At 62.3% G+C, this 13042-nt stretch carries 12 protein-coding genes; 6 read left to right on the top strand and 6 right to left on the bottom strand.

Annotated features, from left to right (window positions below; all coding sequences use genetic code 11):
- Window positions 1-33: 33 nt before the first annotated feature.
- Window positions 34-1017: a threonine dehydratase gene (locus ACLK1G_RS01100; protein ID WP_420763707.1), complete on the bottom strand. Its 984-nt coding sequence runs from the start codon at window positions 1015-1017 to the stop codon at window positions 34-36.
- 103 nt (window positions 1018-1120) lie between these two features.
- Here ACLK1G_RS01100 and ACLK1G_RS01095 point away from each other — a divergent pair, with 103 nt between their 5' ends.
- From ACLK1G_RS01095 to ACLK1G_RS01085, 3 genes are all read left to right on the top strand, one after another.
- Window positions 1121-1933: a helix-turn-helix transcriptional regulator gene (locus ACLK1G_RS01095; RefSeq protein ID WP_420763706.1), complete on the top strand. Its 813-nt coding sequence runs from the start codon at window positions 1121-1123 to the stop codon at window positions 1931-1933.
- A gap of 129 nt (window positions 1934-2062) precedes the next feature.
- Complete coding sequence (locus tag ACLK1G_RS01090; protein ID WP_420763705.1) at window positions 2063-3061, top strand: response regulator; 999 nt, start codon at window positions 2063-2065, stop codon at window positions 3059-3061.
- Between the two features lie 3 nt (window positions 3062-3064).
- Window positions 3065-4018 carry a sensor domain-containing diguanylate cyclase gene (locus ACLK1G_RS01085; protein ID WP_420763704.1) on the top strand — a complete coding sequence of 318 codons (954 nt, stop codon included), beginning with the start codon at window positions 3065-3067 and terminating at the stop codon, window positions 4016-4018.
- 123 nt (window positions 4019-4141) lie between these two features.
- Here the strand turns inward: ACLK1G_RS01085 and ACLK1G_RS01080 are convergent, their stop codons facing one another.
- Complete coding sequence (locus ACLK1G_RS01080; RefSeq protein ID WP_420763703.1) at window positions 4142-4567, bottom strand: VOC family protein; 426 nt, start codon at window positions 4565-4567, stop codon at window positions 4142-4144.
- A 116-nt stretch (window positions 4568-4683) separates the two neighbouring features.
- Here ACLK1G_RS01080 and ACLK1G_RS01075 point away from each other — a divergent pair, with 116 nt between their 5' ends.
- The gene (locus tag ACLK1G_RS01075) at window positions 4684-5610 is read left to right on the top strand and encodes a LysR family transcriptional regulator (protein WP_420763702.1); all 927 of its coding nucleotides are present in this window, start codon (window positions 4684-4686) and stop codon (window positions 5608-5610) included.
- Between the two features lie 12 nt (window positions 5611-5622).
- Here ACLK1G_RS01075 and ACLK1G_RS01070 read toward each other — a convergent pair whose 3' ends face one another.
- The 4 genes from ACLK1G_RS01070 to ACLK1G_RS01055 all read right to left on the bottom strand — a co-directional run bounded on the left by ACLK1G_RS01070 (window position 5623) and on the right by ACLK1G_RS01055 (window position 9873).
- Window positions 5623-6471: an ureidoglycolate lyase gene (locus ACLK1G_RS01070; protein ID WP_420763701.1), complete on the bottom strand. Its 849-nt coding sequence runs from the start codon at window positions 6469-6471 to the stop codon at window positions 5623-5625.
- 25 nt (window positions 6472-6496) lie between these two features.
- The gene (locus ACLK1G_RS01065; protein WP_420763700.1) at window positions 6497-7237 is read right to left on the bottom strand and encodes an SDR family oxidoreductase; all 741 of its coding nucleotides are present in this window, start codon (window positions 7235-7237) and stop codon (window positions 6497-6499) included.
- Entirely contained in the window at window positions 7234-8616 is a 1383-nt protein-coding gene (locus ACLK1G_RS01060) for an MFS transporter (protein ID WP_420763699.1), read from the bottom strand. The genes ACLK1G_RS01065 and ACLK1G_RS01060 overlap by 4 nt, the downstream gene beginning before the upstream one ends.
- 318 nt (window positions 8617-8934) lie before the next feature.
- Entirely contained in the window at window positions 8935-9873 is a 939-nt protein-coding gene (locus ACLK1G_RS01055; protein ID WP_420763698.1) for a LysR family transcriptional regulator, read from the bottom strand.
- A 114-nt stretch (window positions 9874-9987) separates the two neighbouring features.
- Here ACLK1G_RS01055 and ACLK1G_RS01050 point away from each other — a divergent pair, with 114 nt between their 5' ends.
- Together ACLK1G_RS01050 and ACLK1G_RS01045 are read left to right on the top strand one after the other, a co-directional pair.
- Window positions 9988-11169 (top strand): fumarylacetoacetate hydrolase family protein, encoded by a 1182-nt coding sequence (locus ACLK1G_RS01050; RefSeq protein ID WP_420763697.1) that lies wholly within the window; start codon window positions 9988-9990, stop codon window positions 11167-11169.
- 46 nt (window positions 11170-11215) lie between these two features.
- Entirely contained in the window at window positions 11216-13000 is a 1785-nt protein-coding gene (locus ACLK1G_RS01045) for an IlvD/Edd family dehydratase (RefSeq protein ID WP_420763696.1), read from the top strand.
- Window positions 13001-13042 lie beyond the last annotated feature (42 nt).

The raw sequence follows: 13042 nt of genomic DNA, 5'->3' as shown, positions 1-13042 counted from the left end.
CCATTGACAACTTATGACCAAACCTGGATTTAGTCACAATCCCATCGCCCTGTCGTCTCTTGACCCGATTACGCGGGCATACACCGATCGATCGATATTACCGCCGGACAAAATCACCCCGACCTTCTTCCCTTCCATCTTCCCGCGCTCCTGGATAAGCGCCGCCAACGCCGCCGCGCCGGCACCTTCGGCCAGGTTGTGGGTGTCGGTGTAATAGACGCGCATGGCCTCGGCAATTTCCTGGTCGCTGACTGCTACGATGCGCGCCGCGCCAGCGCCGTAGATGGCGAAGGCCTGCGCAATCGGCTTGCGCACGGCGAGGCCGTCGGCATAGGTATCGGCCGAGGCGGTTTCGCGGATTTCACCCGCTTCAAATGACAGTTTCGCCGCCGTCGCCTCGGTGGACACCACGCCCACGACCTGGGTTTGCAAGCCCAGGGCATCACGGGCAGCGATGACCGCGCAGATCCCGGAGCCGCAGCCAATGGGCACGTAGACGGTGTCCAGGTCAGGCACGGCCTTGAACAGCTCGAGCGCGTAGGTGGCGACGCCTCTGACCAGCTCGGTATGAAACGGCGGTACGAGATAGAGTCCCTGGGTCTGCGCCAGGCGTGCCGCTTCTTCACGGGCCTCATCGAAATCGCGACCGTATTCGATCACTTCGCCACCGAAGCCGCGCATGGCGTCGTTCTTCTCGACCGAGTTTCCCTCCGGCACCACGATCAATGCCCGCAGCCCCGCCGCGCTGGCCGCCAGCGCCTGGCTCTGGCCATGGTTGCCACGGGTCGCGGTGACAATGCCTTTCGTTCGCGGATGCTCACGCTTGAGCCAATCCATGAATGTGATGCCGCCGCGGACCTTGAACGCGCCCGTGGGGGTATGATTTTCGTGCTTGACCCACACCGTGCAACCGAGGCGTTGCGCCAGCAAGGGCCAGGCGTACTGGGCCGTGGCGGGCATGACCTGGTAGACCTGGCGAGCCGCTTGTTCGATATCGTCGAGAGTCAGTGCGTACATGATGGGTCTCCTTGGGTTTCGGCCAGTCTAGCCAGGGACGCCGAAGCCGGGCTTTCAAAAAACTGACCTGACTTTTGTCCCCTCGCTTCACTACTATGGGTAGATGAGCCATCGAAACCGCCCACAGCCACCGCGCCCGACTGAATCGACCCGTCGCGTCGAGGCCGGCCCGTGGCTCATCGAACTGCTCCCCGGTAGCGCCTATTCGGCTCGATACATTGCAACCCAGCCGGTCATCGGCTTTGCCTTCGACAGCCAGCGAGGCCTGCATGCCATTGGCAGCGACCGGGTGCAGCCGTTCTACGCCAAGCCCAACGGCCTGGCGTTCGTCCCAGCCCAGTGCGACGTGTATTCGGAGTCACCCGTAGGCGGCGAATACCTGCGTTTGGTGCGCACTGACGGCGTCGTGCTGCCTGGAGATCATGCGTTCAACAATCGCGTCGACCCACGCGCCAGCGCCCTCGCGCAGCGCATGCGCAAGGCGTTGCTGCACGCTTCGGTCGAAGATGATTGGCAAGCCTGGGCCGTGGCGCTGGCCGAGCGCGTGACGCCGGGCGAACATTCTTGCGCAACGCTCCAGGGCTCCATGACCGACAGCCGGATGCGCCTGCTCGACGAGTTCATCGATGCCGGCCTCGATCAACCGCTGGGCGTCTCGGCAATGGCGCAGTTGCTGGGATTGTCCGAAGGTTATTTCATGCGCGCCTTCAAGTTCGCGACGGGCAAAAGCCCCCACGCTTACCTGATCGACCGCCGCCTCGCCAAAGCCCGGGCGTTGATACGCGACTCATCGGCGACGTTGGCGCAAATCGCCCACGCCTGCGGTTTCAGCTCCCAGGCGCACATGACAACAACGTTCAAGCAGCGCCTAGGGGTGAGTCCGGCGCAGTTGCGCCAGATGACGAGTGGCGTTTGACGCCCTTGACTTAATGGTCCAGTTTTTAAAAGAAGCCAAGACAGCATCCCGTTCATTGATCAGAGGGCCACTGCCGCCTATGAATGAGGCACGAAGGAACTCCCCCGCTATTCGTCGTTGGACACCCCAGTGCCGTTGATCCCTCTGGTTGTGTGCGATGACTCCACCATGGCGCGCAAGCAAGTGTTGCGTGCGCTGCCGCAAGACTGGCCGGTTTCAGTCACCGAGGCGGTCAATGGCCGCCAGGCCATGGATGCCATACGTCAGGGCCTCGGCCATGTGGTGCTGCTCGACCTGACCATGCCGGAAATGGATGGATACCAGGTCCTTAGCGCGTTGCGCGCCGAAGGCCTCAAGGCGCAGGTCATCGTGATTTCCGGTGACATTCAGGATGAGGCCGTGCGCCGCGTCCTTGAGCTGGGCGCGTTGGCCTTCCTGAAAAAACCGTTCGATGAAAACGAACTGCGCAAGACCCTCAACCGCGTGGGGCTGTTGAGCCAGCCCGGTCAGGCGCCGCCGCAGAACCGAGCGACACCGAACACGGCCATCAGCTTCCAGGACGCGTTCCGCGAAACGGTCAACGTTGCCATCGGCCAGGCCGCCGCCCTGATTGCCAAAGTGCTGGGGGTTTTCGTGCAACTGCCGGTGCCGAACGTCAACGTGCTCGAAGTCGGCGAATTGCACATGGCCTTGAACGACGTCGGCGGTTCCCAGCAACTCACGGCCATCTGTCAGGGGTTTATCGGCAGCGGGATTGCCGGCGAAGCCCTGCTGATCTTCCATGATTCGGAAATCGCCGATATCGCCCAGTTGATGCAGCGCGAAAGCGCCGACTATTCAGATCTGGAGATGCTGGTGGACCTTTCGAGCATCCTGATCGGTGCGTGCCTGAGCAGCATCGCCGAGCAGATCGATGTGGTGTTCTCCCAAGGTCATCCGCAGGTCCTCGGCCAGCATGCGGCCATCGAGGAATTGATCCGGGCAAACCGCGTCCATTGGAAAAAAACCCTCGCGGTGGAGATCAGCTACGGCCTCGAAGGCCAGGATATCCGCTTCGACCTGTTACTGCTGTTCACGGAGGATTCCATCGAGCGGCTGACCCACAAACTCGCCTACCTGATGAGCTGAGCCATGACCGACTCCATCGATCTGAACGAATTCCACTGGTTGCTGGCCATCGTTCAGAGCATCGACGTCGGCGTGGTGGTGCTCGACCGTGAGTACCGCGTTCAGGTCTGGAACACCTTCATGGAGAACCGCTCCGGCGTCCAACCCAAGGACGCCCAGAACCGGAATTTCTTCAGCCTGTTCCCGGAAGTCGACCGCCAATGGTTCAGCCGCAAGGTGGAAAGCGTCGCGACCCTGGGCACCCCCGCCTTCACGGTCTGGGAGCAGCGCCCGTACCTGATGCGCTTCAAGAGCTACCAACCGATCACCGGCCAGGAAGAGTTCATGTACCAGAACACCACCTTGCTGCCGCTGCGCTCGCCTGACAACCGGATCAACCATATCTGCCTGGTGATCTATGACGTCACCGACGTCGCGACCAATCGCCATCAGATCCAGGCCGCCAATGCACAACTGCAATTGCTCTCCAGCACCGATCGCCTGACCGGCCTCTATAACCGCGGTCATTGGGAAGGCACCCTGAAAGCCGCCTACGCCCGCCATCAGCGCTATGGCAACGCCCTCAGCCTGGTGATGCTGGACATCGATCATTTCAAGCAGGTCAACGACACCTACGGCCACCAGGCCGGCGACAAGGTGATCGAACAGGTTGCCGCGCTATTGCACGAGCACGTACGCGAGTCCGACGTGGCCGGGCGCTACGGGGGCGAAGAGTTCGGCGTGGTGCTGTCGGACACCGACCAGGCCGGCGCACGGATTTTCGCAGAGCGCCTGCGCAAGGCTGTCGAACAATTGTTGGTGCAGTACAACGGCCAGGAGATTCGGTTCACCATCAGCCTGGGCGTGGCCGACCTGAGCACGCCGGCGAACGACCACGCCGAGCTGATCGCCCGGGCCGACCAGGCGTTGTATACATCGAAGAAGACAGGGCGCAATCGCGTGACGGTGCATGGCTAAGGACGGCACCGAACCCTGTGGGAGCGAGCCTGCTCGCGAAGGCGTCGGCACATCCAACATCGCTGCAAACTGATCCAACGCTTTCGCGAGCAAGCTCGCTCCCACAGGGTCATGTGCATGCCGTTATTTGGCGAACAACTGACTCATGTCCTTGAACGCCTTGAACTCCAGCGCATTGCCGCAAGGGTCGAACAGGAACATCGTCGCCTGTTCGCCCACCTGCCCCTTGAAACGCACGTAGGGCTCGATCACGAATTGAGTGCCGAAGGATTTCAGTCGCTCGGCCAGCGCTTCCCATTCAGCCCACCCCAATACCACGCCAAAATGAGGCACCGGCACATCGTGCCCATCCACGGCGTTGCTGTGCACGCTTTCCTGGGACGCGGTCTTGGGGTGCTCGTGGATCACCAACTGGTGACCGTAGAAATTGAAATCGACCCACTGCTCGCTGGAGCGGCCCTCCTCCAACCCAAACACTTGGCCGTAAAAAGTACGGGCTGCCGCAAGGTCATAGACCGGAATTGCTAAATGGAAAGGCGAGACGCTCATCGGGACTCCAAAGATTCAATCATGGGATACGCAACCACGCGTTTGCCCATCGTAGGCGCGGGAACCGAACAATAAAATCAATATAAATTTCTTAGAAAGACCATTAATCTTTATCAATGATCAAAGAACTCAAGACCCTCATTGCCGTCGCGCGCGAAGGCACCTTCGCCGCAGCCGGGCACAAGATCGGCCTCACGCAGGCGGCGGTCAGCGCGCAGATCCAGCGCCTGGAAGCCGAGCTGGGCTTCGAGCTATTCGACCGCAAGGGGCGCACGGCCCACCTCAACAAGCGGGGCCACCAGGTTCTCCTGCAAGCCCAGGAACTGCTTCGCCTTTACGAGAGTCTCGGCTCCGCCACCCCCGGGCTTCCCGCCAGCGTGCTGGTGAACATCGGCGCGATCGCCTCGGTCCAGCGCTCGTACCTGCCGGACGCTCTCGCCAGGTTTCACCAGCAATGCCCGCAGTGCCGCACACGCATCGTGCCGGGCCTGTCGGTGGAATTGATCAATCTGGTGGACGCCGGTGAAATCGACATGGCCGTGATGATCCGCCCGCCGTTTTCGCTGCAAAGCGATCTGCGCTGGACCACCCTGGCATTGGAGCCTTATCGGCTGATCATTCCCCGTGCAATGCCCGGCGAGGATTGGGCGGCGCTATTGTCCAGCCAACCCTTCATCCGTTATGACCGGTCCTCGTTCGGCGGCAGGCAAGTCGATCGTTTCCTGCGGCAGATGCATTTCACCCTGCGTGAAGTGTGCGAACTGGATGAACTGGACGCGATCATCAAGCTGGTGGAAAAAGGCGTCGGTGTCGCCCTGGTGCCGCAGACGTCAGCCCATCAGCCGTGGCCCAAAGGCGTGCGGGCCCTAGACCTGGGGCCACACACGTTTCATCGGGACATCGGCCTGATCCATCGGTCGCGACAGAGCCTGGCCGACCCCGTTGCGATTCTTGCCGAGTTGGTCATCGAGCAGGCAGGCACGCCCGCAAGCGCCTCAGGTGTCGCAGACCCGAATAGGATTGGCGGCACTACTCACCCTTGAACGCTTCCCGGATCAATCCGCCTGCACGGTCACCTGACGCTGCTCACCCAATTCTGCAATCCCGAGGCGCATGGTCTGGCCCGGCCGCAGGAACACCGGGTTGGGCTTGATGCCCAGCCCGACACCCGGCGGCGTGCCGGTCGAAATGACGTCGCCCGGTTGCAGGCTCATGCACCGGCTGAGGTAGGCGATCAGTTGCGGCACGCTGAAGATCAGCGTCCGGGTGTTGCCGTTCTGATAGCGATGCCCGTCGACTTCCAACCACAGGTCCAGCGTATGCGGGTCTGGGATCTCATCCTTGGTCACCAGCCACGGCCCGAGAGGGCCGAAGGTGTCAAAGCCTTTGCCTTTGTCCCAGGTGCCGCCACGTTCGAGCTGCCATTCGCGCTCCGACACGTCGTTGATGACGCAATATCCGGCGACGTGCTCCAGGGCATTCGCTTCGTCGATGTAGCGCCCGCCTTTGCCGATGACCACGCCCAGCTCGACTTCCCAGTCGGTCTTGAGCGAGCCGCGGGGGATCTGGATATCGTCATTCGGCCCGCAAATGGCACTGGTCCATTTGTTGAAGATGATCGGCTCTTTCGGCACCTCCATGTTCGATTCGGCGGCATGGTCGGCGTAGTTCAAACCGATGCAGATGAACTTGCCGACCTGCCCGACGCACGGGCCGATCCGAGGCTGGCCGGTCACCACCGGCAAGCTGCGCGGGTCGATGGCCGCGAGTCTGGCCAGGCCTTCCGGCTCCAGGGCGTTGCCGGCGATGTCCGGCACATGGCCCGACAGGTCGCGGACCTGATGGTCGTCATCCAGCAGCCCGGGCTTTTCCGAACCTTTTTCGCCGTATCGCAACAGTTTCATGAAGTGCTCCTGTTCAAGTGGAAACTCAAAGGCTCATGCCGCCATCGATCACGTGCACCGCTCCCGTGGTGTAGGCGGACGCGTCACTGCCCAGGTACAGCGCCAGTTGCGCGATTTCCTGAGTGTTGCCAATGCGCCCCATGGGCTGACGGTCGAGAAACTGCCGGTAGACCTGTTGCACATCGACACCCTGCTGCGCGGCCTGATCGGCAATGCGCTGGCGCAGCGATGGTGAATCCACGGTGCCGGGGCAGATCGCGTTGCAGCGGATCCCCTGGCTGACGAAGTCGATGGCGACAGATTTGGTCAGCCCCACCACCGCTGCCTTGCTGGCAGCGTAGGCGAAACGATTGGGCACGCCTTTGACACTGGACGCCACCGACGACATGTTGATGATCGACCCGCCACCCCGCGCCAGCATGCCTGGCAGGAACGCACGGATCATCCGGTACATGGCCGTGACGTTGAGGTCCATCGAACGCACCCAGGCCGCTTCGTCGCAGTCCAGGATGTTGCCGCTGTGCACGTAGCCGGCGCAGTTGAAGAGCACGTCCAGGCCGCCGATCCAGTCGCGGACAGCCTCGATGGCGCTGGCCGAGGTGACATCCAGGGTGACCGCCGTCACACCTTCGATGCCCGCCAATGCGCGCGTATCGATGTCACTGGCAAACACCTCGGCCCCGGCCTGGGCGAAGGCCACCGCGCTGGCGAGGCCGATACCCTGCCCGGCCGCCGTCACCAGCACCCGTTTGTTCTGCAGGCTCATGCGGTCTCCAGTTGCGTTGCCGGGACCGCGCTTTTTGGTGCCCTGGCGAGCATCGAGGCCGGAATGGCCAGGATCAGCCCGCCACTGACCAACAGGCACAGGGCCAGGACATAGGTACCATTGTTGATATTGCCGGTAAGCGTCTCGGCCACGGCGGTGATCATCGATCCGGTGAAGCCCGACAGGTTGCCGATGGCGTTGATCATGCCGATCCCGGCAGCGGCAGCGACGCCCGACAACACGGTGCCCGGCAGGGTCCAGAAGATCGGCATCAGGCTGAGGATCCCCGAAGCGGAGACGCTGAGGAACAGCACCGACAGCACCAGGTTATCGGCGAAGAACGCACTGAGGATCAGCCCGGCGCCACCGATGAAGGCTGGAATCGCCGCGTGAAGGCGCCGCTCACCGGTGCGGTTGGAGTGCCGGGCGTTGAGCAGCATCGCCACGACGGCCACCGAATAAGGGATGGCGGTGAGCAAACCGATGTGCAGGCTGTTGGTGATGCCGGTGCTCTTGATGATCGAAGGCATCCAGAATGCCAGGCCATAGAAGCCGGTGTTGAAGGTCAGCAAAATCAACACCAGCAACCACACCCGAGGGTTGAAAAACACCTCGCTCAAGCGCGACGCCTTGCCCTGGTTGTCGGTTTGCAGGTTGGCCTTGAGCATGGCTTTTTCTGCTGCCGACAGCCACTTGGCCTTGTCGATGTTGTCGGCCAGGCAGACGATTACCACGAAAGCCATGATGATCGAAGGAATACCCTCGATGATCAGCATCCATTGCCAGCCGGACAGGCCTTGCACGCCCTGCATGCTATTCATCAGCCAGCCGGACAAGATCCCGCCGAGGGTCAGGCTGACCGGCAAGGCCAACAGGAACCCGGACATCACCCGGCTCTGCCGGTGGGTCGGAAACCAGTAATTGAGGTAAAGGATCACGCCCGGGAAAAAGCCCGCTTCACAGATACCCAGCAGGAAACGCAGCACATAGAACATGGTGCTCGATTCGACATGGAAGAACGCCGCCAGCGGCACGGTGTAGGCCACCGCCATGGAGATCACCGCCCAGCTGAGCATGATCCGGGCGATCCAGAACCGCGCGCCAAAGCGATGCAGCAACAGGTTGCTGGGGACTTCGAACAGGAAATAGCCCCAGAAAAACATACTGGCGCCCAAGGCGTAGACCGTGTTGCTGAATTGCAGCTCGTTGAGCATGTCGAGCTTGGCGAAACCGATGTTCACCCGGTCGAGGTAGGCCGCCATGTAGCACAACAGCAGGACAGGCAGGATTCGCCAGATGACCTTGCGGTAGGTCCGGTCCTCGAAATCGAGTCCGCCGGCGCAAGCCTGGGCGGGCGAATGCTCGGAGATGGTTTGCATGAGGTAACCCCTGATTGTTTTTATTGGGTCACGTCGAATGAGCGATTCATCCGGCGATCGAACGAGGACTCTACTGTCGGGAAGCGATTCTTTCCCAATGGCATTTTTGGATTAGTTGATAACGGGGCGTTATCAGAGACCTAGAAACTGGCACGAGGAATGTAAGTCAAATTGCATAACCTGTGGCGAGGGGATTTATCCCCGCTGGGCTGCGAAGCAGCCCCAACAAACTCCCACAATCAACCTGACAGAACGTAGAGGCTGGATTTAGGACTGCTGCGCAGCCCAACGGGGATAAATCCCCTCGCCACAGGATATTCAGTTATCCAAGCGGGCGTTGTCCTTGAGGATCTCGGCGAACTCCAGGGCCGCGCCCACCAGCGGCTCGTCCTTGCGGGTGAGGATGCCGTAGTCCTGGGGCACCAGGTGCAGCGGTGTGTCAAGGGTCTTGAGCTGGCCGCTTTCGAGCAACGGGTCGACCATGGCGTTGGGCAACATGCCGATCATGGGCCCACGTTGCAGGACCTGGAGGAAAGTCTGCATCGAAATCGTGTCGATGGTGTTGCGCGGCATCCCCACACCAGCTTCGGCGAAGGCCAGCTCCATGCGGGCACGGATCGGCGTGCCGACCGGGTAGAGAATCCACGGCAGGTCCACCAGTTGCTGCAAGGATGTCGGCCCGGCGTTGGCCAGCGGATGGCGATCGTTGACCACGATGCAGAACGGTTCGGGGGCCAGGGGCTGGAAGTCGTAGCGCTGCTGCTGGCTTTGATCGGTGAAACGCGCCACGGCCAGGTCGAGCTTCTTTTCTTCGAGCATCTTCATCAGATGATTACTGGTTTGCTCCACCACTTCGATGGACAGCAAGGGCCAGCGCTGCTTGATCTGCAGGATCGCCTCGGGCAACGCCACCGCCGTCGCGGCAAAAATACCGCCGACCTTCAAGTAACCGTGGCCACCTTCTCGCAGGCTGCTGATCTGTTCGACGAACGAACGGGCGTCATTCAGGGCTATTTGCGCGTAGCGCAGCACGTGCTCGCCCAGGGCGGTGGGCGGCATGCTGCGCGGTCGACGCTCGAACAGGGCGAAGCCGAGCAGGCTCTCGATTTCCTTGAGCATTTTGCTCACGGCCGGCTGGCTGAGGTTCATCTGCTCGGCCGCCAAATGCATGTTGCAGGTGCGTCCCAACGTGTCGATCAGCAGCAGATGACGAAATTTGAGCCAGCCGCAAAAGCTGGAAAAGGACAGATCGGACATGGGCATTCCTCGGCGGCGCAATAACCAGACGTTATCGGATACTGAATATATCTCATTGGAGTTCATCGACAACGGGCCCTAGCGTGAAGGCTTTACGAACCAGGAAGCCTGTCCATGTCGCTATTGCTTACTCCCGAGAACACTCTGCCGGTCGATGGCGTGGCCGGCACGTTGATTGGTCGCGCCTGGGTCCCGGGGCGGATCGCCGGGCCTTCGCCCATCGTGCTGCGCAGCGACGGGGTGTTCGACCTCTCGGATCGATTCGCGACCCTTAGCGACCTACTGGAAACACCCTCGCCCCTGGCGACGGTAAGAGAGACGCCTGGCACCTTCATCGCCACCCTCGAAGCACTCTTGGCCAACACCGGCCCCCACGCCGACCCGGCCAAGCCGTTCCTGTTGCCGCCGCTGGACTTACAAGTGATCAAGGCGGCCGGCGTGACGTTCGCGGCGAGCATGATCGAGCGGGTCATCGAGGAACAGGCCGGCGGCGACGCGGCCCGCGCCGAAGCCGTGCGCGCCACGGTCCACGGCGTGATCGGCGATAACCTGCGCTCGATCGTGCCGGGTTCCGAGCAAGCCATGCGGCTCAAGGCGTTTCTCATCGAGCAAGGCATGTGGTCGCAGTATTTGGAAGTGGGCATCGGCCCGGACGCGGAAATTTTCACCAAGGCGCCGGTGCTGGCCGCCGTGGGCAGTGGCAGCCAGATCGGCATTCATCCCGCCTCACAATGGAACAACCCAGAGCCGGAAGTAGTGCTGGCGGTGGACAGCCGTGGCCGGATCCACGGCGCGACCCTGGGCAACGACGTCAACCTGCGGGACATCGAAGGCCGCAGTGCGCTGTTGTTGAGCAAGGCCAAGGACAACAACGCCTCGTGCGCCATCGGGCCGTTCATTCGCCTGTTCGACGAGCAGTTCAGCCTGGACGATGTGCGCGCCTGCGAAGTTGACTTGCAGGTACAAGGCGAAGACGGTTACCGCCTGCACGGTTGCAGCTCCATGAGCCAGATCAGCCGCGACCCGCAGGACCTGGCAGGCCAGACGCTCAACGCCAACCATCAATACCCCGATGGCTTCCTGCTGTTTCTCGGTACGCTGTTCGCCCCCACCGAGGACCGTGATCATGCCGGCAGCGGTTTCACCCACAAACTCGGCGACCGCGTCAGTATCAGCAGCCCGCTACTGGGCAGCCTGCATAATCAGGTGACCCATAGCTGCGACGCCGCGCCGTGGACCTTCGGCGTCGGCGCCCTGCTGCGTAACCTCGCCGCGCGGGGGCTGCTCGACCGCTGAGCCCGACAGATCGTCGATTCACCCAATTACAAGAGAGAAATGAATCATGAGTGACACGCCAAAACGCCGCCTGCGCAGCGAGCAATGGTTCAACGACCCGGCCCACGCGGACATGACAGCGCTGTATGTCGAACGCTACATGAACTACGGGATGACCCGGGAAGAGTTGCAGTCGGGCCGGCCGATCATTGGCATCGCCCAGACCGGCAGCGACCTGACGCCCTGCAACCGCCATCACTTGGAACTGGCGCAACGGGTCAAGGCCGGGATCCGCGACGCCGGTGGCATTCCGATGGAATTCCCGGTGCACCCCATCGCCGAACAGTCGCGTCGCCCCACGGCGGCCCTGGACCGAAACCTGGCGTATCTGGGCCTGGTGGAAATCCTCCACGGTTATCCGTTGGACGGCGTGGTGCTCACCACGGGTTGCGACAAGACCACCCCCGCCTGCCTGATGGCGGCAGCCACCACCGACCTGCCGTCCATCGTGCTGTCCGGCGGGCCGATGCTCGACGGTCGTCACAAGGGCGAGCTGATCGGCTCCGGCACAGTGCTGTGGCACGCTCGCAACCTGATGGCCGCTGGCGAGATCAACTACGAAGGTTTCATGGAAATGACCACGGCGGCCTCGCCCTCCGTGGGCCACTGCAACACCATGGGCACCGCCCTGTCGATGAACGCGCTGGCCGAAGCCCTGGGCATGTCGTTACCCGGTTGCGCAAGCATTCCGGCGCCGTACCGCGAGCGCGGGCAGATGGCCTACGCCACTGGCAAGCGCATCTGTGAACTGGTGCGCCAGGACGTGCGCCCTTCCCAGATCATGACGCGTGAAGCCTTCGAAAACGCCATCGCCGTCGCCTCGGCACTCGGCGCATCGAGCAACTGCCCGCCGCACCTGATCGCCATCGCCCGGCACATGGGCGTCGAGTTGAGCCTGGACGACTGGCAAAAAATCGGCGAGGACGTGCCGCTGTTGGTCAACTGCATGCCCGCTGGCAAATACCTGGGCGAAGGCTTCCACCGCGCGGGCGGCGTGCCGGCCGTCATGCACGAATTGCAAAAGGCCGGCCGCCTGCATGAGCACTGCGCCACGGTCAGCGGCAAGACCATCGGCGAGATCGTCAGCGGCAGCCTGACCTGCGACGCCGACGTCATCCACCCCTTCGACACCCCACTCAAGCACCGCGCCGGTTTCATCGTGCTCAGCGGCAACTTTTTCGACAGCGCGATCATGAAGATGTCGGTGGTGGGCGAAGCGTTCCGCAAGACTTACCTGTCCGAACCCGGCGCCGAGAACAGCTTCGAAGCGCGGGCCATCGTATTTGAGGGGCCGGAGGACTACCACGCACGCATCGACGACCCGGCGCTGGACATCGACGAGCGCTGCATCCTGGTCATCCGCGGCGCTGGCACCGTGGGCTATCCCGGCAGCGCCGAAGTGGTGAACATGGCCCCGCCGGCGGCGCTGATCAAGCGCGGCATCGACTCCCTGCCCTGCCTGGGCGATGGCCGCCAGAGCGGCACCTCGGCGAGCCCGTCGATCCTCAACATGTCCCCGGAAGCGGCCGTTGGCGGCGGCCTGGCACTGCTGCAAACCAACGACCGGCTGAAAGTCGACCTGAACTCCCGCACCGTGAACCTGCTGGTGGACGACGCCGAAATGGAGCGGCGCCGCCGTGCCTGGACGCCGAACTTCCCGCCGTCGCAAACGCCTTGGCAGGAACTGTACCGGCAACTGGTCGGCCAGCTTTCCACGGGCGGTTGCCTGGAGCCGGCCACGTTGCACCTGAGGGTGATCGCCCGCAGTGGTGAGCCGCGACATTCACACTGACACGGCGCCACCCACCGCTTCCAGTGGCGAGCGAGCTTGCTC

It is taken from the genome of Pseudomonas algeriensis, assembly GCF_048847255.1.
GTDB lineage: Bacteria > Pseudomonadota > Gammaproteobacteria > Pseudomonadales > Pseudomonadaceae > Aquipseudomonas.
The sequence above is the reverse complement of the archived record's forward strand: the minus strand, read 5'-3'. Positions and strand labels throughout refer to the sequence as shown.